This is a genomic window from Cyclonatronum proteinivorum (assembly GCF_003353065.1).
Lineage (GTDB): Bacteria > Bacteroidota > Rhodothermia > Balneolales > Cyclonatronaceae > Cyclonatronum > Cyclonatronum proteinivorum.
Window position 1 is genome coordinate 135,888 of the sequence record NZ_CP027806.1, and the last position, 24,420, is coordinate 160,307.

15 protein-coding genes are annotated in these 24,420 nt (G+C 52.4%); 9 read left to right on the plus strand and 6 right to left on the minus strand.

The annotated features are described in order from the left end of the window. Nucleotides 1–205: 205 nt before the first annotated feature. A complete protein-coding gene (locus tag CYPRO_RS00480; RefSeq protein WP_114982628.1) occupies nucleotides 206–982 on the minus strand; it encodes an SDR family NAD(P)-dependent oxidoreductase in 777 nt (258 codons plus the stop codon). Nucleotides 983–1,159: 177 nt separating this feature from the next. Beyond that, the gene (locus tag CYPRO_RS00485; protein WP_164682411.1) at nucleotides 1,160–2,050 is read right to left on the minus strand and encodes a DUF1684 domain-containing protein; all 891 of its coding nucleotides are present in this window, start codon (nucleotides 2,048–2,050) and stop codon (nucleotides 1,160–1,162) included. Between the two features lie 540 nt (nucleotides 2,051–2,590). On the opposite strand from CYPRO_RS00485, the gene CYPRO_RS00490 reads away from it, so the two are divergent. From CYPRO_RS00490 to CYPRO_RS00515, 5 genes are all read left to right on the plus strand, one after another. Continuing rightward, complete coding sequence (locus CYPRO_RS00490; protein WP_114982630.1) at nucleotides 2,591–4,456, plus strand: LruC domain-containing protein; 1,866 nt, start codon at nucleotides 2,591–2,593, stop codon at nucleotides 4,454–4,456. 906 nt (nucleotides 4,457–5,362) lie between these two features. Beyond that, on the plus strand, nucleotides 5,363–8,185 hold the full coding sequence (locus CYPRO_RS00495) for a CotH kinase family protein (protein WP_164682413.1): 2,823 nt from the start codon (nucleotides 5,363–5,365) through the stop codon (nucleotides 8,183–8,185). 674 nt (nucleotides 8,186–8,859) lie between these two features. Continuing rightward, nucleotides 8,860–10,179 carry an NAD(P)/FAD-dependent oxidoreductase gene (locus tag CYPRO_RS00500; RefSeq protein WP_114982632.1) on the plus strand — a complete coding sequence of 440 codons (1,320 nt, stop codon included), beginning with the start codon at nucleotides 8,860–8,862 and terminating at the stop codon, nucleotides 10,177–10,179. A gap of 539 nt (nucleotides 10,180–10,718) precedes the next feature. Further along, nucleotides 10,719–11,117 (plus strand): (2Fe-2S) ferredoxin domain-containing protein, encoded by a 399-nt coding sequence (locus CYPRO_RS00510; protein WP_114985646.1) that lies wholly within the window; start codon nucleotides 10,719–10,721, stop codon nucleotides 11,115–11,117. Between the two features lie 523 nt (nucleotides 11,118–11,640). After that, nucleotides 11,641–13,308 carry a formate--tetrahydrofolate ligase gene (locus tag CYPRO_RS00515; RefSeq protein WP_114982634.1) on the plus strand — a complete coding sequence of 556 codons (1,668 nt, stop codon included), beginning with the start codon at nucleotides 11,641–11,643 and terminating at the stop codon, nucleotides 13,306–13,308. Nucleotides 13,309–13,720: 412 nt separating this feature from the next. Here CYPRO_RS00515 and CYPRO_RS00520 read toward each other — a convergent pair whose 3' ends face one another. After that, a complete protein-coding gene (locus CYPRO_RS00520) occupies nucleotides 13,721–14,977 on the minus strand; it encodes a porin family protein (protein WP_114982635.1) in 1,257 nt (418 codons plus the stop codon). A gap of 123 nt (nucleotides 14,978–15,100) precedes the next feature. Further along, entirely contained in the window at nucleotides 15,101–16,315 is a 1,215-nt protein-coding gene (locus CYPRO_RS00525; RefSeq protein WP_114982636.1) for a patatin-like phospholipase family protein, read from the minus strand. A 232-nt stretch (nucleotides 16,316–16,547) separates the two neighbouring features. On the opposite strand from CYPRO_RS00525, the gene CYPRO_RS00530 reads away from it, so the two are divergent. Continuing rightward, a complete protein-coding gene (locus tag CYPRO_RS00530) occupies nucleotides 16,548–17,273 on the plus strand; it encodes a superoxide dismutase (RefSeq protein ID WP_114982637.1) in 726 nt (241 codons plus the stop codon). 147 nt (nucleotides 17,274–17,420) lie between these two features. Here CYPRO_RS00530 and dxs read toward each other — a convergent pair whose 3' ends face one another. Together dxs and xseB are read right to left on the minus strand one after the other, a co-directional pair. Then, nucleotides 17,421–19,346 (minus strand): 1-deoxy-D-xylulose-5-phosphate synthase, encoded by a 1,926-nt coding sequence (gene dxs, locus CYPRO_RS00535; protein WP_114982638.1) that lies wholly within the window; start codon nucleotides 19,344–19,346, stop codon nucleotides 17,421–17,423. Continuing rightward, entirely contained in the window at nucleotides 19,343–19,555 is a 213-nt protein-coding gene (xseB, locus tag CYPRO_RS00540) for an exodeoxyribonuclease VII small subunit (protein WP_114982639.1), read from the minus strand. Before xseB ends, dxs begins: the two co-directional genes overlap by 4 nt. Nucleotides 19,556–20,338: 783 nt before the next feature. On the opposite strand from xseB, the gene mnmE reads away from it, so the two are divergent. From mnmE to CYPRO_RS00555, 3 genes are all read left to right on the plus strand, one after another. Beyond that, nucleotides 20,339–21,751, plus strand: coding sequence for a tRNA uridine-5-carboxymethylaminomethyl(34) synthesis GTPase MnmE (gene mnmE / locus CYPRO_RS00545; protein WP_114982640.1), 1,413 nt, complete (start codon nucleotides 20,339–20,341; stop codon nucleotides 21,749–21,751). Nucleotides 21,752–21,861: 110 nt separating this feature from the next. Further along, on the plus strand, nucleotides 21,862–22,854 hold the full coding sequence (gene meaB / locus CYPRO_RS00550; protein WP_114982641.1) for a methylmalonyl Co-A mutase-associated GTPase MeaB: 993 nt from the start codon (nucleotides 21,862–21,864) through the stop codon (nucleotides 22,852–22,854). A gap of 170 nt (nucleotides 22,855–23,024) precedes the next feature. Then, nucleotides 23,025–24,191 (plus strand): acyl-CoA dehydrogenase, encoded by a 1,167-nt coding sequence (locus tag CYPRO_RS00555; protein WP_114982642.1) that lies wholly within the window; start codon nucleotides 23,025–23,027, stop codon nucleotides 24,189–24,191. The last annotated feature ends 229 nt before the right edge of the window (nucleotides 24,192–24,420 follow it).

Here is a 24,420-nt window from a genome sequence, read left to right on the forward strand (position 1 = left end):
CCACAGCCTTCAGCCTTTGCTTTATGCAGATAAATACCGTGTTCTTCACATTATATATGTAACACCGGGAAGTTGGTCCAGCCGCCGGAAGCAAGCATCTCCCAAAAAAAAGAAAGGCAGGGATGACAGGGAAGCGGGATTTGGGATGAATCGCGGATTGCTTCGGCTGTCAGCCTGCCCGGGTTGATGTTTTGTTTTTGAAAGCTTACTTCGCGTTGAGGCCGCCATCAACGGTGATGGAGGTGCCGGTGAGGAAGCGGCTTTCGTCGGATGCGAGGAAGAGTGCGGCTTCGGCGATTTCGCGGTTGGTGGCGTAGCGGCCCAGCGGAATCATCTGTTCGAATCCGGCTTTTACTTCGTCGCCTTTGCCGGGTGCGAAGCCGTCTTCGAGGGAGCGCATCATGCGGTTATCGACCGGCGAAGGATGGATGCTGTTCACGCGGATGCCGTCGGCGGCCAGTTCGAGTGCGGCTGATTTCATGATGCCGAGGGTTGCGTGCTTGCTCGTCACGTAGGCGCTCACATTCGGCGTACCCCGCCAGCCGGCCACGGAAGAGGTGATCATCACGCTGCCGCCACCGTTTTCGCGCAGGTGCGGAATCGCGTGTTTCAGGCCCAGGAAAATGCTTTTCACATTCACGGCCATCACCTTGTCAAACAGCTCTTCGGGGTATTCTGTGATGGGCATCACCTTACCTTCGATACCGGCATTAAGGAAAAGCACGTCGATTTTGCCGTGCGCGGCGATGGCTTCGCGGGTGTAGCGTTCGACATCGGCATTCAGGCTTACATCGGCGGCGGACCAGGTGACCTTGCTTCCCTGCGGCAGGCTTGCTACGGCTTCTTTGAGGGTTGCTTCGTCCAGATCTACCAGGTGGATACCCTGTGCGCCTTCTTCGATAAAAAGTACGGCCGTCTCGAGACCAATGCCGCCGGCACCACCCGTAATAAGGGCTACTTTGTCCTGCATTCGCTTCTTCATGGTTGACCTCCAAAGTTGGTTTATGGTCAGTGCCCGAGACGATGTGATAAGCCTGCGTTGCCCGATGTAAACCGCTGCAGAGCGCAGTAGGCAGCGTCTCAGGTTGTTATAATGAAGATAGGAAATGCAGGTATTGTAAGTTGTAAAACCGATACCAAACAGCTAAAAAAGCGCTTTTTAAAAGCTGGCGTGATAGCGTTTTTCACCGGCTTCGATACGCAGGGGCAATCTGTTTTCCGGGGGCGGAAGCGGGCAGGTTGTGTATTCCGAAAGTGCACAGGGCGGGTTGTAAAGCTTGTTGAAATCGACCATCACGGTGCCGTTCGGGCCGGGGTTGGGCACATAGAGGAAGCGTCCGCCGCCAAAGGTGTCGTCGCGGTTGGTCTCGTCAGCAACGGTGAGGAAGAGCTGTTCGTCGTTTTCTTCGCCAAGGGCCCAAAGCGTGTGGGATTCTCCCTTGAGTTCGAAATGCAGTACGCCGGGTGAGTTGGTATCGGTGACCTGCCCCAGCACATTCAGAATGGGCAGGGAAGCCGGCGCTTCGTGCGGGATGAGGCGGGCTTCTACTTTATACTGCGGCTGAACATCAAAACGCTCAATGCCTGTAAAGCCGGTGTACACGTAGCTCTCCTGATCGTAAAGCCGCAGGCCAATAGTGCCGCCCCGTTCGATAAAAGTAAAAGCGAGCCGGCCGTGTTCGGCCTCGACCGGGTTTTCTGAGGGAAATGTGAGGGATCCGTGGAGCGCTTCTCCGCTAACCATAAAAAGGCCGTCTTCAGCAGGACTGAGGGTGATCATGTTACCCTCAACCGTAACCGAACCCGCGAAGGGAAGGATGCTGTTTTCGGGCAGCACGATGTCGTTTCCGGTATCGGTGCCAAAGGTGTGGGTGCCGTCATTGAGCCAGAACAGGCCGGCAAGTTTGAGCCAGCCGCGTTCTGCGCTGAGCCTTTCGATACGGTCGGCATGCCAGGCATTGACTTCTTCTTCGTGGGTTGGTTCTGCTGTACACGCAGCAAAAAAAAGCGCCGCTACAGCTGCAAGAAAACCGCTGCGGACAATAGACATGGTGTGCATATAATTAAAATTCTGAATTTGTTCAGTTTACGCTAACAGGGGCTTTGTGCCTATCTTAAAATAAGGGAATAAAGCCCGATGTAAAAAGAGGATCGGTGTCCGGACATCTTTGGGAATTAAGCAAAGCACCCTTAGCTCACCATGCCTGCGGTCGGGAAGATGTGCAGTTTTTGCATGAGTAACTCTACTTAAATGGAAGTGAACCGAGCGGGAATCAACGATGCTGGCAGAAAAGATTTACAGTGAAAACAGCGGCTTATCTCAGGCCCGCCGTTTGGGGTTTATGGGGTTGAATTACAGGGGTTTAAGGGGAATTCCGGATATGCCGGAGCTAAAGAACATTACAATGTGAGCATTCATCGATGAATAAAGCCTGATCGTCGAAAAGCGGTCGAAAATCAGTTACTTGCCCCATACCTTTAATTTAGAAAAAGTACGGAGAACAAAGCATCAGATCCGCACCATCTGATCAGACGTAGTTCCAAGTATATAAATACACAAAGCAACACTCACAACCATGTGCTCAATACAATGAAAAACAACATCACCTCCAAAACAGCCGGTTTGGCGGTATTGTTTGCAGGCATGCTCTTACTGAGTTCCTGCGATACCGTTTCGACCTCTAACGACGATCCCACCGGCGCATTCACGGTGCCTAAAGGGTTTAATTTTCAGACAACTACCAATGTAACCCTTAACCTACGTGCATCAGACATTGCGGCGGGAAGCACGGTAATCCGGGTATATGACGGCCATCCGTTCATGGGCGGAAACATAATTCGCGAAACACCGCTAACTGCAGGTCAGAGCCGCACCCTTAACCTTAGCGTTGGCGCACACGCACAGGAAAACCTTTGGGTGCTATCCACACTGCCAAGCGGTCTGATGAGTGCTCACAAAGTTGAGCTATCAGGAAGTACGGCTCAGGTAAATGTAGTAACCAAGCGCGATGAAAGCGAGTCTGACAGTGGTATGCTCCGCGGCACATTCGATGACCCTGGAAATCACGGCTTTGTAACAACAGGCGAGACCGCATGGGCAGGCTTGCATGGCACTGGTTACACGATAACAAATGATTTTGAATTAGGTAATACTAATTTCTATGAGAATCTCTGCTGGGTATTTGCTGGGGGTCAGGTAAACGGTCCCAGCCCGATTACTGGACAGAGAGCTTTTCAAACGCAAAATCCTACCGAAAACAGCTTTCCGAATTCGGTTACAACACCCTGGATTGAATTTAATGGTACGGGTACAATCACATTCAATTGGACGCAAAGCGGTAATCCAACTAGCCGCCGTGCAATATTAGGTCTGTATTACAGCGACGTCCACGGGAATGCAGATACAGCTAACCCGCTATATATACAGGCATATAGCGCAAATCAAAGTGGTGTAGTTATGAATGCAACGGTAGATATACCAGCTCATCTTACTGGTGTGCGCCGTCTGGTTTGGAACTTTTTGGAAGTAGGAGGAAACAACCGTGGTTCACTGGATGACATAGTGATTTCGGGTACACTCGCTACTACTGGAGCTCCAGCATGCGCTCCCACCGGTGGCTCTGCCAATCAAACGGAGTTTGTGAACCACTATCCTGCAGCCAATGTATTCGGTACCCTTGCATTCGAAGACAACTGGCCCGGTTTTGGTGACTATGACATGAACGACCTTGTTCTGGGCTACAACATCCGTGAAATAACCAATGCCAACGATGAAGTGATCCGCATTGAAATGACGCACCAAATCCGCGCAATCGGTGGTGTACTGCGCACCGGCTTTGGGTATCAGTTCCCGTTTGAGGCGTCTGCGGTAGCCTCTGTGAACGGTCAGCGCCTTAACACATCGCTTGTAAGTAATGATGCAAACGGAACCGAAGCGGGTCAGGATAGCGCCGTAGTCATTCTCTGGGATAACTCAACCGAAAACATGCCAACTTTTTCAAATGTGGTTCCCGGGCGCTTTACTGAATATGATGTGATTGAGAGTACAATTACCTTCAATAACCCTGTTCCAAAATCGGAAGTTGGAAACGCTCCGTATAATCCTTTTATCTTCGTTCATGGTATCCGTAACGGCGAACCTTTTGGCGGACGCGGACATGAAGTACACCTGAAAGGCATGCCCCCTACTTCTCTGGCCGATGAAAATATTTTTGGCGATGCAAGTGATGCGTCTGACCCGGAAAACGGCTTATACTACCAAAGCAAGGATGGTCTGAACTGGGCCATTCACATCCCGGTACCGTTTGTGTATCCTAGGAGTCAGACAGCAATCACGGATGCTTACACTAACTTTAAAGCCTGGGCTGAAAATGGTGGAACCGCCTTCCCGGATTGGTACGTGGATGTTGAAGGTAATCTTAATGAAGAAAAAGTTTACCGCAGACCTCAGAACTAAAAAGCGGGACTTAAAGCACTTGCTTCATGTGTGTGTGTGCAGGCCTCTCCGAAAGGGTATAACGCCCAATCGGAGAGGCCTTTTTTATTTTAATTCCCCCATGGTGTTATCCGGAGATAAACAAATTGCTGTAAATAATACAGGTTCTTCCTGAAGCTTCTAAAACAGACTGTGATTTACCCGCTCCTGTATCTTCTCCAAGATCGAACGGTAAGCAATATAAAATCTTTGCCTTAGCCTGCAATCCGACTGATAAATACACTCATTTCAGGAGCAGCAGCCGGAATAATCGGGGACCGTATTCTGTCGGAACAAGCACTAATACGTACTGCTGCGTACAGGACATCGTGCAAAACCAGGTGTTTATCGGGCTGAAAGCGGGAGTTATCGAATATTACGCCAGAATATCCGCATTACTACGTATTATTAGATTGGTATTAATAAGTATTACACATTCGAAATGTAATTCTTCAGTTTAAAGTCAAAAAGGTTATCTGCAATGGAATGTAACGTCTGATGAGGTCAGCTCGCTGGACATTCAGCAGTATAAAGACCGGGAGACTGACCATTAGGACAGCCTGATAAAAAGCAATGCTGCCCGAAAAGTGCGGAGCGGAACAGATTAAGATTTTGAAGAAATACAGAAATATGACCCATTAGGTATTCATGGTTAGCTATAAGCTAAAGTTCGAACCCGTCGGCAAGGAATTGCCGGCGGGTTTTTTTTGTGGGTTCAATGATTGAGTATTCATCGACGAAAAAGGCGGTTTCGTCGAATAGTGGTATTAATATGTCTATGTTTTCAATTATTTTACTTGTCTAACCATTAAATACAACACGACTAAACGAATGATGCGTGATATGAAAAAAATATGGAAGTGCATGCTTCTGCTTTGTTTAAGTACAATGCTGACAGGTCCATTCTATGCTTATAGCCAATCCCCCGGTTTTTCCCATCAGGCAGGTTTCTACACCGAGGCTTTTGATTTAAATATTGCCTGCCCCGATGAATTTCCGCAGGCCTGGATAACCCGCGACGGCTCCTGGCCGGGACCGGAAAACCCGGAATCTGAGCTTTTTTCAGGGCCAATCCTGATAGACAGCCGGGCGGGAGACGAAAACTTTTTCTCGCTTTTTCCGCTCAATAATGGGGATCCGGGTATTCCGGCATGGCTGCCACCAAGTGAAGAGGTAGTTAAATCAAATGTGATATCAGTCACTTGTTTTAATGCAGAAGGCGGGCATTCTGAAACGGCACGAAGAACCTTTTTTGTTGATGAAAATGCTTATTCGCGCTTTAGTCTTGCAGTCGTTTCATTCATAGGTGATCCCGAGGGTCTGTTTAGTTTTGATACCGGGATTAAAGTGCCGGGCGTACATTATGTACCCGGAAATAACAGAAGCGGCAATTATTTTCAGCGAGGAGAAGAATGGGAAAGAATGACCCACATGGAGTTTTTTGAAAAAGACGGCACCTACGGATTCGCACAAAATGCCGGTATGCGTATTCACGGAAATTTTTCAAGAGCCTACCCGCGTAAAAGCTTCAGAATGTACTCAAGGTCTGAGTATGGGGAGTCTCGGTTTGAGTACAAAATTTTTGAAGAACAGCCTGTGCAGCGATTCAATCGGCTGATTTTCAGGATTTCGGGGCAGGATTTCAGGAGGAGCATGTTCCGGGACGCGCTCGCTCACCGTCTCTACAAAAACGTTGGGATTGAAACACAGGATTACAGGCCGGTTATTACCTTTCTAAATGGCGAATACTGGGGCATTTTTAGTATTCGGGAAAGATATGACCATCATTACTTTAATCGGATGTATGAGGTCGACAGAGATAGTTTAGATTATATTGATTTTTATTTTAGCCGCACGCCGGATGTATCAAACGGAACAAGAACCCATTACATGGATATGCTTGATTTCGCAGCCGAACATGACCTGGCTGATGATGAGCACTACTCCCATATGGAAACACTGATGGATGTTGATGACTTTATCAACATGGTAGTAATGGGAGTGTATGCATCGAACACAGACTGGCCAAGAACGAATGTTCGGGTATGGCGTACACGAAACGAATACCGGCCGGAAGCCGGGCGTAAGGACGGACGCTGGCGCTGGCTCCTGAATGATATCGACTACGGTTTTGGTCTATATCAAAATCCCGCGCACAATAACTTCGGTGCCATTCTGAATGATAACTGGGAAGGCGAACTCATCATGGCACTGATGGATAATGACGGTTTCAGATACAACTTTATCAACCGTTTTGCAGATCACATCCACACCGTATTTAGTCCTGCACATACAGATAGTGTGATCAATTGGTTTGTTGATGGTATTAGCGCCGAAATGCCTGAGCATGTAAGTCGCTGGCAGTACCCGTCAAGTTTTAACAGTTGGATAAATACAACGAATGGTTTGAAAAACTGGCTCGCAGCCCGACCCGACAACATCCGCCAACAACTCATCGAACGCTTCGAGCTCGATGGCCTGGCCACATTTACCGCCGATGTGAGCGAGCCCAATGCCGGCATCATCAAACTCAACTCCATCCGGCTTGCCCCGGAGACTGATGGCATCGGCGCGAATCCGTATCCCTTTGAGGCGACCTACTTCGCCGGCGTGCCGGTGCGCCTCGAAGCCATCCCCAACGCAGGCTACCGCTTCGACGGATGGGAAGGGCATGAAAGCAGCGAACCGGTCATCACCGTCGATCCGGCACAGCTTGAGACCATCTCCGCAGTGTTTGTGTTTGAGCCGTTTGAGGGTGACGAGATGAACCCCGTTGCGCATGATCTCAGTACCGGCGATTATCTCTTCGACTTCTGGAGCCCCGAACAGCCGGAGCTTACGTTTCCGGCCAATATAGTTTTTCAGCAAACCCGCATGACCGATCCCGGACTGAATGACGAAATGACGGATCCCTACTTTCTTACTGAAGAGGACTATCATGAAGACGATGCGGGCTCCATTGGCTTTCCGTATGCGCTCACCCGCCGCACCCGCATCAATGCACTGGGCGATAACGGCATTTCCTTCATCAACACCGGGCGCAGTCGGGACCTTGGCGCCGCTGTTCTTGCGCTTGACACCCGTGAAGCGGAAGAAGTTTTTGTGAACTTTACGGCGGGTACCGTACTCCCAAATGCACGCGAATATGCGATAAGACTGCAGTGGCGCATCGGCAATCAGGGTGCCTTCACCGATGTGACCGACAGCAGCGGTAACCCGGTCGAGTATGTGCGCAACACCACAAGCGGACACGAAACACACTTTAGCGATATACGCCTGCCCGACGAAGCCGCGGGCGTGCCTTACCTGCAGCTGCGCTGGAAATATTATCACGTGAGTGGCAACAGCGGTCCGCGCGCGGAGCTTCGACTCGACAACATCCTAGTACGCACCGAAGCTTTTGTCTCGGTACCGGAAACCGGTAATCAGCTTCCGCGGCAGTTTACCCTGCATCAGAACTACCCGAACCCGTTTAATCCAACGACCAACATCAGCTTTGAGCTGCCGGTACAAAGCGACATTGTGCTGGAAGTCTTCAACGTAACGGGTCAGCGGGTCGCAACCCTCGCCAACGGTACCTGGCAGGCAGGAAGCCACACGGTAGCGTTTAATGCACAGGGCCTGGCTTCCGGACTGTACCTGTACCGCCTGCGCACAGTTGGTGCGGCCAACCCGGTACAGCTCACCGGCAAAATGATGCTGCTGCGCTAACCCGCATTATTCAACAAGAAATTTTCTTGCTGGCAAGGCGAAGCTAAAAACTCAGCGGAAGGATACCTTAGTACCCTGAGCATGAGTTTTCAGCCTCAACGCCGCCAGTGGGGAAATTTCGCTGCGAGGGATTCGCTTCGCTCGGTGCACTTCGTGGGAATCGCTACGCTCGGTGCGCAGTCTTTACACCACACTCAAATTTGGGCTACCGGTTTTTTGTTGCGTAACAACTATGGGTGCTCAGGATGCCGATGAACGTGTCAGACCTTTTCGTAGCACGGGCGGTTGCAGGCTGGTGACGCAAGTATTGCGACGGCTTTTCCGGCGGGTATATATAGTGTAAAGGCCGCAACAAGCGGTATCGCTCCGGCACTTCTCCGGCAGGGGGTAAACAGACAAAACGCGAAGCTTCGCTTCATAAGCGACGGCTTACTCCGGACCCAAAAAGCAACGCCCTCAGGTTTGGCTTGGGAGGCCCCGAGCTACCCGCCAAGCTCCTGATGCTCTGTGAGTTTCCCCAAAAAAATAACGGTACAACGGAGCGCCTGCGCCGCAGGGTCAGGCCGCGGGGCTTGCAAACCGCTTTCAGGAAAAGGAAAATATTGAGGTCTGAATGAATGCCGCACCGATGCGGGCTGTTGTGCAGGTAAAACAATCATTTAAGACAAAGAACTATGGAAACGAAGCGCAAGAGAGAGATTGTCATTATCGGTGGCGGATTTGGCGGGATTAAGACCGCGCGCATGCTCGCGAAGGCGGATGTCAACATCACCCTGATCGACAAGACGAACCATCACCTGTTTCAGCCGCTGCTGTATCAGGTAGCTACGGCAGCGCTTTCGCCGGGGGATATCGCGGTGCCCATCCGCGGAATTTTCAGCAAGCAAAAGAATGTGCGGGTACTGCTGGGTGAGGTCACCGAGGTGCTGGAAACGCAGAAGGTCGTGCGCCTGAAAGATGACCGGCTCATCCCCTTCGATACGCTCGTTGTGGCCTGCGGGGCGAAGTACAATTATTTCGGCAATCATGCCTGGGAAAAGCATGCGCCGGGACTCAAAACGATTTCCGATGCGCTGAATATCAGGGAGCGGATTCTGATTTCGCTGGAAAAGGCGGATCAGACCGAAAGTCCGGAACAGCGGCAAAAGTACCTGAACTTTGTGGTGATCGGCGGCGGACCAACCGGCGTGGAGATGGCGGGTGCCATCGCCGAAATTGCGAAGCGTAATATGATGCGGGATTACAACAATTTTAGCCCCGACGAGACGCATGTTTATCTGGTGGAAGCCGGACCGCGCATTCTGAACGGCTATGATGATTCACTTTCTGATAAGGCGGTTGAGATGCTGCAGGATCTCGGGGTTGAGGTGTTACAAGGTACGGCTGTGACACACATTGAGCCGGAGCGGGTTTTTCTCGAGGAGGGCGTGATTGAATCGCCCAACATTGTTTGGGCAGCCGGCGTGGTAGCGAATGAAGTCATTGGCAGCCTTGATGTGGAAACCGATCGTGCCGGACGCGCCCTTGTGGCACCGGATATGAGCCTGCCCAATCACCGGGATATTTTTGTGATCGGGGATGCCGTGCACATGAAGGATAAGGAAGGTAATCCGCTGCCGGCCGTGGCACCCGTTGCCATGCAGCAAGGCAAGTACGTGGCAAACCTGATCAAAAACCCGGCGCTGTATGAGGCTGCGGTTCGCGAGCCGTTCAGCTATCTCGACAAAGGCAGCATGGCGACGATCGGACGTGCCCGCGCGGTCGCTGACATCCGGGGCCTGAAACTAAGCGGCTTCCTGGCCTGGGCGATGTGGTCGGTCGTGCACATCCTGTTTTTGATCGGCTTCCGCAACCGCCTGCACGTATTCGTAGAGTGGATGTGGCACTACTTCACCTACAAGCGCGGGGTGCGGCTGATTACGGGACGCGATGAAGTTACAGACGAGCCAGGCGCAAGCGATGATCTGATGGGTGCTTATCGGGGAAAGGTTTGATCGTAAGGCTGTAGGAAGCGCATTTCTGCAACAAACCCAAAATAACACGCGGATTTAAGGGGCTGTCTTTCTGAATGAGGCATTGCCCCTTTTTCTTTTTTTGTTTGCTGCGACAGGTTTTTCGCAGTATTCCATGGCATAGTGTTCTGCGTTGAAGCGGGTAGGAACCGGACCTGCAAATACGGACTTTAGACCAAAAATGCGGTACAGCCGGTAGTGTTTTCTTGCGGTTTTTTTCCGGGTTTGTATTTTATGGAAGGGTGGGTTAAACAACCGTTTTAGTTCGTTTCCGGCGGCGTGTAAGGTATACTGACTTCCCGGGATTTTTTCAAAATGCTGCTTTTATGCATTATTTTAAAGCGATGATTTATCCCGAAGCGCAATTTATTTAAAATGTCATCACCTGCGTTTGACTGCAATGCACCTGATTACGGGTCATGCGTATTTTCAATCGGTACAGACATACACAAATCAACCAACAACCTTTTCAGCTACAAGCCATGAGCACCGACCCGAAGCCTGATTTCGTGAAAGCCCGGATGTTTGCGCGGGCTAAAGAACTGCGCCTGCATGCCATTAAGCGGCATATTTTTTTGTGTGCCGATCCGTCAAAGCCACGCTGTTGTAAGGCGGAATTCGGCCTGGAATCGTGGCGCTTTCTGAAATCGCGTCTTGACGAGCTTGGCTTGAGTGGCAGCGGTGGCGTGTATCGCACCAAAGCGGATTGTCTGCGTGTATGCCGCCGCGGCCCCGTTGCGGTCGTGTACCCGGAAGGCATTTGGTATCACTCCTGCACCCCGGAAGTGCTCGAGCGGATCATTCAGGAACATTTGATTGGCGGGAAGCCGGTTGAAGATTACAAATTCGCCCAAAATCCCATCCCTTCCCACACAGCTGCCGACACGGATACCGACTGGGACTCCGATGATTTGGAGTAAGCATTCTTCCCACAGGGCACAGATTTCCCTGGATTAATTTCGTGATGAGTATTCCGACAGATTTCTATTTTCACGAATGGGTTTATCACAGATGTATTCCATCCGTAATTACTGCCTTTAGAATAAACCCGGTTTTTTGATATCACGCGCAATACCTGTTTCGAAAAGCGTCCTGTAGGGACACCATGTGGGTAGAAATTCGCGCACCGCCCCCATAACCGGAATGCCGAAGGCATGACGCGTCCACCGGAGGCACCCGCTTCGAATCGTGTATAAATCATGAAGCTTTTGATAGCTACCGCATGCACATGGCGTACCTACGGCACGCTTCTTTTTGGGCGTTTCTGCATTGCTACCCACAGTGTGCAGCTGCGGGCACACCTGCAGAGGGATTTTTCTTTGCTTTCATAGCTTACGAGGTATATCTCGTGAGGGCCATTTTGTGCAAGCTTGGTCACAACCGTTTTTGTAAATTGAACCCTTCATAATGCTTGTATCCGACCACTTTTTTACTGTTTGATTTATGACTGATATTGAAATTGCGCAATCTGTTGAACTGCGGGATATCCGCGAGGTTGCTTCGCGCTGGGGGATTTTGGAAGACGATCTGATGGTGTACGGGAAGCATAAGGCCAAGCTGCCGCTTAACCTTATTAATGAGGAGAAAATGCGGCAGGGACGGCTTGTGCTGGTTTCTGCGATTTCGCCCACGCCTGCAGGAGAAGGGAAAACGACGGTCACCATCGGGCTTTCCGAGGCCATGAACCAAACCGGGCGCAACACCATCCCCGTGCTTCGGGAGCCTTCGCTGGGGCCGGTTTTTGGGATGAAGGGCGGCGCTACCGGCGGCGGCTATGCGCAGGTGCTGCCCATGGAGGACATTAACCTGCACTTCACCGGCGACTTTGCAGCCATCGAAAAAGCGCACAACCTTCTCGCAGCGCTCATTGCAAATAACCTTCATCAGGTGCAGAATAATTTGCAGATTGATCCGCGCACAGTGCACTGGAAGCGGGTGATGGATATGAACGACCGCTCCCTTCGGCGAATCATTACGGGCCTGGGCGGCACGAGCTCAGGCATTCCGCGGGAAACGGGCTTCGATATTACGGCCGCTTCCGAGATCATGGCCATTTTGTGTCTGGCTGATGACCTTGAAAACCTGAAAGCGCGCTTCGGAAATATTTTTGTTGGTTTTACTTTCGATGGCAAACCGGTTTATGCCCGCGACCTGAAAGCGACCGGTGCCATGGCAGCGCTCATGAAGGATGCCATCAAGCCCAACCTTGTGCAGACCATTGAGGGCAATGCAGCCATTATTCATGGCGGACCTTTTGCCAACATCGCGCAGGGGACCAATTCTGTTATTGCAACCCGCATGGGGCTTTCGCTTGCCGACTATACCATTACGGAAGCCGGTTTTGGCTTCGACCTTGGGGCGGAGAAATTCTTCGATATCAAATGCCGGGATGCCGGGCTCAAACCACAGGCTGTTGTGCTTGTAGCTACCATACGAGCCCTGAAATACCATGGCGGTGCTCCGCTGCATGAGCTGAAACGACCTGATGTGGCACGGCTCAAAGCCGGTATCCCCAATCTTGAGAAACATCTGGAAAATATCCGGCATTTTGGTGTGCCGGCAGTTGTGGCGATTAACCGCTTTGCGACCGACACCGATGCCGAAATTGAGGCGCTTCAGGCCCATTTTGAAGGCTCCGATGTTGAGGTGCACGTTGCCGATGTCTGGGCAAAGGGCGGGGCCGGGGCCCACAGCCTTGCCGATGCCGTCGCCCGGCTTACGGAGGCGAATGACACAGCTTTCAAACCCCTTTACGATAACAGCTGGAGCGTTGAGCAAAAGATTGAGACCATTTGCCGCACCGTTTACGGCGCAAAGGCTATCGACTATACCCTGCAGGCGCGCAAAGATTTACGCAAAATCGCAGAGCTGGGACTTGACAAGCTGCCGGTCTGTATTGCCAAAACGCAGAAGTCCCTTTCCGACAATCCGGAGTTGCTGGGACGCCCCAAAGACTTCGTGGTAACCATTCGTGAAATTGAGCTTGCGGCAGGCGCGGGTTTCCTGATTCCGATTACCGGTACCATTGTGCGCATGCCCGGCCTGCCTGCACGCCCGGCGGCGGAATCCATCGACATCGACCGGGAGGGTAAAATTACGGGCTTGTTCTGACCTGTGTGCCCTGTTCACAGCAAAGCACGCATTCAAAACGCCTAAATCACGACAAAGCGGTTAATTGCAAGTCGCCACTTTATCTGATTGAGTGAAGTGAAACACCTTCAGCACAAACATGCTGGTCGGGCTTGTGTGGCAGTCAGTCTTTCTGTGAGTACAGCACCGCTCAGGATCTTTTCTTTTGGGGCGTGCGGCTGTTGACGGTTTGCCTGCAGTAAGCCGGAATGCTTGCTTGCTGCGGATTGTGTTTCTGTGCAGGAGCCACTTCCGCTTCCAAAAAAGCAACGCTTTAATCTTAGGTTTGGGAGCGCACAGTCTGCCGCCCAAACTCCTGATGTTCTCTGAGTTTTCCCCAAAAAAAAACAAGGCATAGAAATGGCCGGGAAGCGGGCTTCAGGGCACCCTTGAATCAGAATGAGAAACCGAGCATGAGTTCGAGGGCGGTGTTTCGGAAGCCCTCAACGCCGTCATCGAGGTTTGAGAAGATGCGGGTGTAGCGGGCTTCGATGAGGAGCGACTGTTGTTCCGAGATCGGTACACGCAGGCCGGTTCCGAGGTTTACGCCGGTAGAAAGCTCTTTGTAGAACTGTATGATTCCGTTTTCGCGGAGCTCCCGCTCGCCTTCATCGGTGAGCACAAATCGGGAGGCTTTGGTATCGCGGCCTACGAGCATGCCGAGCATGACGCCGCCCTGCACAAAGGGGCGCAGGCCGAACATTTCTGTTTCCCGCATGAGCGGAAGGTTGAGCATGACATAGGAAAAGCTGGTGGTGAGCTTGTCGTCGGTTAGCGGCAGTTCGGGCGGGTTTGGAAGGGGGAAGGGGATTTCGGCTTCACCGCCGCGGGTTGTGAAAAAGAGCTCCGGCCTGAAGCTGAGCCCTTGCGGGGGCAGCGGGATTTCCGCAAATAAGCCGGCGGAAAAACCGGGCACATAATCGAAGGCGACGCCAGCGTACAGGTTGGTGCTGTAGGCGGTAATGCGGCTGTTGCTCATGTTGAAACCCGCCATGACGCCCCACCTGAAATTCCGGGTTTCCGGCTCGTAGCGCTCTTTGTGCCATACTGCCGTATCGGTTTCGTTGCGGCAGCTGAGGTAGGTTTCAAACACCCGCGCCATGCCCGAGCGGGTGTAGCGGTAGCGGCGTGCCGCGCGGTCGTGATTTCGCAGGGATACGCCGCAATCCCCAAACAGGGATTCAAGAAGCATGATGTAGAAGCCGGGCTCGAGGTAGATGAGCCGGCCATCTTCACTGCGGACAAAGAAGTCGGTTCGTTCGCGGGTCAGCTGTGTGGAGTAGAGCGTCAGGCTGGCCGTTATGTCTTCGCGCATAAAGACCGTCTGAACCCCTTCACCTTCGAAATTCCCCTGAACGGCGTACCACGTAAATCCGCCATCTGTGCCATAGGCAAAGACCGATTCGGGACGGTAGACCTGAAATCCGGACGCGCCTTCAGCACGGAACTGCACACGCCATGAGTGATCGTAATCGTCGGCAAGGCGAACATCGCCGCGCAGCGTATCGGCTTCGGTCGTGATCAGAAATCCGGACGTGTAGGCTGCGTTTTGCTGTGCCGCAATATCAGCCGGGGGGAAAATGAGATGAATAGTACTGCATACAATCAGGACGATAAGGGCTGATGGTATGTTTGTAAAGCTGCCGTTCATGAAAAGCTGACCGGGTGGGTTGGTGAAAAATAGTTTGGCGCAAAATACTGATTTTCACACAACTCAGCCCCCGCTTGTTTGCGGAAAGCGGCAGGAGGCAGACAGGGATTTCAGAGGTCAGGTTCAGGCAGGCTGCATGTGCTGTAACAGACCGTCGAGTTTGCGCAGGGTAATGTGCAGATTGGAGACGGTTCGTTCGCTTTCCGTATGATAGACAGGATCGTAGAGGGTTTTGTAGTCGTCTTCGAGCGCCTTGGTATTCAGGTGCAGTCCGTGCCGGCGCAGGATTTCGCAGATGCTGTCTGCGTTTTGTTTCAGATGGAGGCGGGTGCTTTGGTAGGCGTAGTTGCAGACTTCTTTCCGGGAAGAAAAACTAAAGATGTTGGTAAAGAACATGCGGTAGTCGGTAGTTTTGGGCTCAACGACAATCAGATCCTGACCGCTGTATTCTTTTTTGTAGCGGTTGATACCGATGTTCATGCGGGAGTGAATCATGGTTCGGAAGGTCTGTGACAACACTGCGGGCAGCCCCCGTTCTGCAAGTAGCTGTTCGATGGGCGGCGCTCCGTTAAGCGGTTCGGGCACAGCGGCTTCGTAAGGCACAATGGGATTGATACAGATGGTGAGGTCAGCCCCTTCGCTGAGGGCTACGCTCGCATGTACCGTACGCTGTGCGACACCATCGATGTAGTCGCGGTTTTTAATCCGCACCGGCGTGTACACGGCAGGCAGGGCCGTACTTGCCTGTACGGCAAGGCTGATGGGCACGTCATCGTAGCCTTCACTGCCAAAGACGACACTGCGGCTTGTATCGAGATCGGTTGCCACGATACGGAGGCGGGTTTGAAGCTCACGGAAGTCGTCGGTGCGGCCTTCGTACTCAAAATTTTTCCGCATGTAGTCGCGGATGGGCGTGTTATCAAACACGCCTACCGGCAACAGCTCAGTGATGCGCGAAAGCGATCCGCCCACGGAGATATCACCGGGGCGCCGCAGGTAGTCCCACATCATAGAGGCAAACATGAAGGGAATGTGCCCGACCCGGCTCAGGTACTCGCGGTAGGCGGGATTGTAAAATGTAGAAGGCGTGATGGGGTGCACGTTGTGCTGATGCGAAAGAATGGCGCGGCTCATCTGCCGGGGCGTAATGCCGTTGGCAAGGCTTGCGGTGATGATAGCACCGGCACTAACACCTACATAAACATGCGCTTTCGAGAAGTCGATGCCTTCGATAGCTTCTTCAAGGGCGCAGAGGGCACCGATTTCATATACGGCACCTTCAATGCCGCCGCCTGCGCAGGCGAGTCCGATCCTGGGTTTAGATAAAGCTTCAGCCATTAAAAAAAGCGGTTTTTTGATTTATTCAGGCTAATGTAATCATTTATGAGTGAACGATACAAGAACAGTATTCCGTGCCGCGTTGCGCTGGTATTCCGGTGCGGACGGAATGTTTAGCACCGTTTTTCCCTTTCGTATCAAAACCCTGCGGGACATACGGTTCAGCTGCATGCGGCTTTCCACTCCCGCTTTTTTGTCAACCCCCTACCTTTATTAACCAATTCTATTTCCCATGAACAGACGTGAATATCTGAAAAAATCATTCGCCGGCGCTGCCGTATTGGGTGCCGCGAGCCTTGGCCTTCCCGCGAATTCTTTTGCCGCTAAGGTTGCTGCCGATACCTGGCACAACGGTGAATACGTGCTTCCCGAGCTGAATTACGCCTACGATGCGCTCGAACCGCACATCGATGCCCAAACCATGGAGCTTCACCACAGCCGCCATCATCAGGCGTATGTGAACGGTCTTAATACAGCCTTGAGCCGCCTTGCTGAAGCCCGTGAAAACGACGACTTTTCTATTGTGAAGCACTGGAGCCGTGAAACAGCTTTCCATGGCGGCGGTCATTTTCTTCATGCGATGTTCTGGGAAATCATGAGCCCGAACGGCGGCGGTGAGCCCCGTGATACCATGCTGCGCAATGCCATCAACCGCTCATTTGGCAGCTATGTCGGATTTAAGCGTCATTTCAAGGCAGCTTCAAATGCCGTAGAAGGCAGCGGCTGGGGGATTATGGCGTTTGAGCCGAACAGCGGCAACCTTGTGATTCATCAGGCGGAGCGCCAAAGTGATCTCACGCTTTGGGTCACGCAGCCGCTTGTTATGGTTGATGTGTGGGAGCACGCCTACTACCTGCGCTATCAGAACCGCCGCGGCGAGTATGTTGATAATTTCATGGAAGTACTCGACTGGGATAAGGTCGCTGAAATGTACGAAGCTGCCGCTTCCGGTCGCTGATTCTTGCTGCAAAGCGGATGGGGGCATGAAGCCTTCCATCGAAAAGCTTAGCTTATGCGATCATAAATAAAAAACCCGGCTCTCTGAATATCAGAGGAGCCGGGTTTATTATTTATGGGGAGGAGTGAACCGTCTGGCTGACTTAGCCTATAAGCTTGGTACGCTCTCCGTCACAATTTTTTGGATCGTTGCAATGATACCCGCTGCGTCGAGGCCGATCTCTTTGTGCAGCTCTTTTTGGGTACCGTGCTCGATAAGACGATCGGGTACGCCCATAATCGTCATGCGCGGACGCTGCGGCAGTTCGCACAGGTACTCAGCAACAGCGCTGCCGAAGCCGCCCTGTTTGGCGGCGTCTTCAATGGTGATGATGTGCTCATATCCGGCAGCGATTTCGTTTACGAGTTCCGTGTCAAGCGGCTTCACAAAGCGCATGTTGTAGTGGCTTATTTCAATGCCCATGGCGCTGAGCTGTTCAGCCGCTTCAATCACGTAATTACCGATGGTGCCGTAAGAAAGCACCGCTATGCGCTCGCCCTTGCGTACGCATTCGCCCTTACCGAGGGGCATTTGCTCAAAGCCCGGCCGGTAGCCCGCGCCCGTACACTGCCCGCGCGGATACCGGATTCCAAAGGAGCGATCGGTGTAACAGGTTGCGGTGTAGAGCATATCGCGCAGCTCCTGTTCGTTCATCGGAGCACAAAGCACCATATTTGGCACGCAGCGCAAGTAGCTGATATCGTAGAGTCCGTGGTGGGTCGGACCGTCTGCGCCAACGAGTCCGGCGCGGTCCATCGCAAACACGACGGGCAGTTTTTGCAGGGCTACATCGTGCAGCGCCTGATCATAGCCGCGCTGAAGAAAAGTGGAGTAAATACCGGCAAACGGGATTTTGCCTTCCGTTGCGAGGCCTGCCGAAAACGTAACCGCATGCTGTTCTGCAATACCGACATCATAACAACGGTCGGGCATTTCCTTCATCATTTTGAGGAGGCCTGTACCGCTGGGCATGGCTGGCGTAACGGCAACGACACGCTCATCCTGTTTGGCAAGTTCGATCACCGCGTCAGTGAAAATATCCTGATACTTAGGAACCGAGGGCTTGGTGCTTTTTACCGCAAGCGATTTACCGGTAATTTTGTCAAACGGACTTCCCTGCGCATGCCACTTCACCTGATCCTTTTCCGCAGGCGCGAAGCCCTTTCCTTTAACAGTAACGACGTGCAGCAATTTGGGACCCGGAATATTTTTCAGGTCTTCGAGGTGGCGTACAAGCCCCTTCACATTGTGACCATCAACCGGGCCGTAGTACTTGAACCCGAGAGCCCGGAACAGTCCGCCGGGGGTAAGGGCTGAAGTCAGCGCGGCTTCCATCTTGGAAGCAACTTTCCGCATTTTGTCGCCCGCGGAGCGGAAGTGACCGAGCATGTCGTACACATCATCGCGGAAGCGGTTGAAGGTTTTAGAGGTCGTAATTTCGGCGAGATATTCTTTGAGGGCGCCTACATTCGGATCAATCGACATATTGTTATCGTTGAGGATAACGGTGATGTCGTTTGGAATGTCGCCTGCGTGATTGAGGGCTTCGAATGCCATTCCGCCGGTCATGGCGCCATCGCCGATAACGGCCATTACAGTGCGCTTCTCCCCTTTCATTTTGGCGGCTACATCCATACCGAGCGCCGCTGAAATGGAAGTAGAGCTGTGGCCTACGCCAAAGGTATCGTATTCGCTTTCGCTGCGCTTCGGAAAGCCGGAGAGACCTTTGTATTTGCGGTTGGTGTAGAAATTATCGCGGCGGCCTGTGAGAATTTTGTGTCCGTATGCCTGATGACCGACATCCCAAACAAGGCGGTCGTGTGGTGTTTCGAGCACGTAATGCAGAGCAACCGTCAGTTCAACAACCCCCAAACTCGCCCCGAAATGTCCGCCATGCACGGAAACAATATCTATTATATAGTCGCGGAGTTCGAAACAAACATCATCGAGCTGTTCACGGCTCAGTTTTCTGAGGTCGGCAGGCGAGTTGATATTCGCGAGTAGCGGACCAGGCTTAATTTCCGGAAGATTCATAGAGAAGAGGTGTCGTTTTGTTTTACGTGTTCGACCCGTAATTCGGCCTGTTCCAGTATTTGATTGCAATAGCGCGACAGCTTTAGCCCCTGTTCAAAATGTTTGACAGATTCTTTAAGCGGCTGATCAGGTTTTTCGAGTTGCGCAACGACCTGTTCAAGCTGTATTAACGCTTCTTCAAAGCTTAAATCTTTATCTTTAGTACTCATACAAAAAATTATACCGGAACATGAACCTGTAAGGTAGGCTTTTCACCCGCAAAAAACATTTCTGCGAAGCTTCCCCCAAAACCAGCGCATGTGGCACATCGTTCAGCCCCTTTTCACAAGCGGTAACCAATGTAAATGATTAGCGCACAACAAACAGCTGATTTCTCACAGAAATCGCGACTGTTTGATGTATAGCCACAAGCCCGCAGTTCATTTGTAAAACTTAGGTGGAAAATGGCAGCTATGTGGTCGGGCAGGGCAGGATGGTTTTGGTGTAAAAATCCCATTCACGCTTTTGCGGCCGAACCCTTGGTCAAACAATCCTATCAATTTGTTTATCCCACTCAACAACTTCTTCAACAAATTGTTTAGCCGATTAAACAATTTGACCCATAATACGGCATGCTCTACTAAGCCGCACACCCCGCTCCTTCCCCTTAAGCCCCGGCTACTGAGAAGGTTCAGGCTTTGTTTTTTTTGGGGAAACTTCGTGAACATCAGGAGTTTGGGCGGCAGACTGTGCGCTCCCAAACCTAAGATGAAGGCGTTGCTTTTTTTGTTTCGTCGGTGGTACTTCACACCCAGCCTTCAACTACCCAAATGGTCGCTAACGATGTAAAATTAGCGTTCGACACAACTGCACTCGCCTAAAGCCGTGGTATTCATTTTGGTACCCCGTCCTCTCTCATCGCGACAATGCGTATCAACGCAAGAGCTGACAGATTCGCCCGCCATCCGTCCCTTTTCCGTTGCCCATGTCCGCCTTGTTGGGTACTTTGGGGTATGGAAATTTCTAAACAAAAAACGCCTCCCATCCCGGGCGAAATCACGCAGCGCGAGCCTATTGCCGCGATTGCAACGCCTACCGGAGAAGGCGGCATTGCCGTAATCCGGGTGTCGGGCCGCGATAGCATCACCCTTGTGGAACGCATTTTTTCAGGTGCACCGCTCACCGACAAACCAAGCCACACCATCCACTACGGCCTCATCACGCGGGCCGGAAAGCGCCTTGATGATGTGCTTGTGAGTCTGTTCCGCTCCCCGCGCTCCTACACCGGCGAAGATACCGTCGAGATTTCGTGTCATGGCGGCGTCATCAACACGCAGCTTGTGCTCGAAGCCGTGCTTCATGTGGGCGCAAGAGCCGCTGAGCCCGGCGAGTTTACGCAGCGGGCGTTCCTCAACGGAAAGCTCGATCTGTCGCAGGCCGAAGCCGTTGCCGATCTCATTCATGCGCGCAGCAAAAAAGCCGCAGAAAGCTCGCGGCAGCACCTTGACGGAAAACTGGGCGAGTACGTGAAGGCCTTCCGGCAGCAGGTTATCGACGCCACGGCCATGATCGAGCTGGAGTTGGATTTCATCGAAGAAGATGTGGAGTTTGCCAGCCGTGACGACCTTCGCAAGCTCTTCACGGACCTGACCGACAGCATACAGCAGTTATTGGAAACCTATGAAACGGGCCGGATCGTGAAGCACGGGGTGCGCACCGTGTTTGCGGGTGCGCCGAACGCGGGCAAATCCACGCTCCTGAACACGCTCATGGGCCGTGAGCGCGCCATCGTTTCCGAAATTGCAGGCACCACCCGCGACGTGATCGACGCTGACTGGAACTACGACGGTCTCTTGTTCACCCTCACCGACACCGCCGGGCTGCGCGTCACCGAAGATGTAATCGAAGCCGAAGGCGTGCGGCGGTCCCGCAAAGCCGTTTCCGAAGCCGACCTCGTGCTGTACCTTACCGACCTGCATCAGCCCGACCCGCAGGACGCGCAGGTCATCACCGAAATCCGGCAGCAGTGGCCGGAAAAACCGATGCTGATTGTGGGCACCAAGGCCGACCGCAAGGAGCTGCTCAAGCAGCTGCCCGACAAGCACCCCAAACCGGATATCGAAGTATCGAGCCTCGAAGGCACCGGCATCGATACCCTCAAACGCCTCATGAAAGAAGCCGTGCTTGAAAGCCGCGACATCGATACGTCCGGGCTGCTTGTCACCTCAAGCCGGCACCGCGACGCCCTCGAGAAAACACGCGGGCACGTGCACTCGGCGCTGCGCGGCCTCGAAGGCGGCCTCACCGGCGACTTCCTTTCCATCGATCTCCGCGCGGCCCTTCACGAACTCGGCACCATCACCGGCGAAATCACGACCGAAGACCTCCTCGACTCTATCTTTTCGCGCTTCTGCATCGGAAAGTGAGATCTGAAAATAAATATCCCTTCCCCTGTAAAGCCCTTTAAACTGCCTGCCATTATCAGCCGCAACCTCTTGCTGATGGCGGGATTCCTCTGATTTTTGTAGTAATAGCGATGAAAATATTCGACGAAGCAGCGCTGGTCAGCGGTATCCGAAACGGCAACCGGCGTGCACTTGCCCGCGGCATCACGCTCGTGGAAAGCACCCGCGCTGCCGATATGGAACTTGCACAGCGTATGCTGCAACAGCTCATGCCGCACACCGGCAAGTCCGTACGACTCGGCATAACCGGCGTGCCGGGCGTAGGTAAAAGCACCTTCATTGAAGCGCTCGGCCTGCACGTGGCCGCCCAACAAAAGCGCGTTGCCGTGCTCGCTGTTGACCCGAGCAGTCCCTACACCGGCGGCAGCATCCTTGGCGACAAAACCCGGATGACCGAACTCAGCCGCCTGGAAGAAGTCTTCATTCGTCCCTCCCCTACCGGCGGCACTCTTGGGGGCGTGAGCCGGAAAACCCGGGAAAGCATCCTCCTGTGCGAGGCCGCAGGCTACGATGTGGTCATCGTCGAAACAGTTGGCGTGGGGCAAAGCGAATATGAAGTTGCCTCCATGGTCGATTTTTTTCTCATGCTCATGCTGCCCAATGCCGGCGATTCCCTGCAGGGCATCAAGCGGGGCATCATGGAGCTGGCCGACCTCATCCTGGTCAACAAAGCGGACGCCGGTTTTGAAGCCCGTGCCGAAGCTGCAAAGCGGGAATACAGCAACGCGCTTCACCTCCTGCGCCCCAAATATCCGGGCTACACCACTGAAGTGAAGCTTTGCAGCGCCCTCCACAAAAACGGCGTCGCCGAAGCATGGGAGCATGTGCAAACCTACCTCGCGCGACTTGGCTCGGACGGGCACTTCATCCAAAACCGAAATCGTCAGCTTATACACTGGACCCGCCGCCTCACCGAAGAGCTTTTGCTTGCCCGGCTCTGGGAACATCCGGATGTAAAAACCGGCTGGGACACCGAAACAGCCCGCATCCGCAGCGGTGAAACTACGCCGGTGCTTGCAGGGCAGACACTTATCGAAACCTTTCGCAAAAGCTATTCGGCCTGATTCATGCAGCGCTCCTTTCACGATGAGACGGAACAGATTAAGTGTTGCAAAAGTGTACTGGAAGGGCTTTTTTGAGCTTTTTAATAGCGGTATATTTCAAAAATTGAATTTTTACGCGTGCTGTAATACGGTCGTTCAAGCAACAATAACATCATCAAAATTAAACCCTAATGGAAACAGCAGCCGAACTTAGTTTTAAACCCCTCACACACTTTACCGAAGACGAACAAATGCTGCGTGAAGCAGCGGCAGAGTTTGCTCAATCCGCGGTACTTCCGCTGGTACACAAAATGGACGAAGAAGCCAAGCTCGATCCCGAACTGGTGAAACAGTTTTTTGAAATGGGTCTTATGGGCATTGAAATTCCCGAGCAGTATCAGGGCGGGGGCGGCACTTTTTTCATGTCGATTCTTGCCATTGAAGAAATCGCCAAAGTTGACGCTTCCACTTCTGTGTTTATGGATGTCCAAAACACCCTGGTCAACAATGCCTTCCTGAACTTTGCCAGCGATCACCTCAAAGAAAAGTACCTGCCGCGCCTTGCTACTGATACCGTTGGGGCCTACGCCCTTTCTGAAGCAGGCTCCGGCAGCGACGCATTTTCCCTGAAAACCAAAGCCGAGAAAAAAGGCGACGAGTACATTCTCAACGGCAACAAGCTGTGGATTACCAACGGCAATGAAGCCGATATTTTCCTGGTGTTTGCCAACATCAACCCGGAAGCGGGCTACCGCGGTATCACCGGCTTTGTGGTTGAGCGCGGCTTCGAAGGCTTCTCGGTCGGCAAGAAAGAAGACAAACTCGGTATCCGCGCGAGCTCTACCACAGAACTGATTCTGGAAGACTGCCGCGTACCTGCCGAAAACGTCATCGGCGAGCTGGGCAAAGGATATAAGATCGCGATCGAAACCCTGAACGAAGGCCGCATCGGTATTGGCGCGCAGATGATTGGTATCGCGCAGGGCGCGTTCAACGCAGCCGTTGCCTACTCTAAAGAGCGCAAGCAATTCGGCAAGGCCATCAGCGAGTTTCAGGGGCTGCAGTTTCAGCTTGCCAAAATGGCGACCGAAATTGAAATGGCACGTCTCCTCGTGTACAATGCCGCACGGCTCAAGATGGCGGGTCAGCCGTTCCTGAAAGAAGCCGCAATGTGTAAGTACTATGCCTCTGAAGTTGCCGAGCGCGTTTCCTCCCTCTCGGTTGAAGTGTTTGGCGGCTATGGTTTCGTGAAGGAATACCCTGTCGAAAAATTCTTCCGTGATTCCAAAATCGGCAAGATTTACGAAGGCACCTCCAACATGCAACTCCAAACCATTGCCAAGCTGATCCTCAGCTGATTTTGCGCGATTCGCTAATCCGTTTCAGAAGCCGGTTCTTTCCGAAGAACCGGCTTTTTTTATGAGCCGCTTTTCCTATTCACCAAAAAAGCATATTTATGGTGAGTTAATTCTCTAATTATGTATTGATTTGGTGAATACAATCACTGAATCTGTACTTTATTGGTGCATTATGCTTACGAAGGCCGCTATCATCAGAAGTTGATCGGGGAGTAAATCCTTAAGCTTG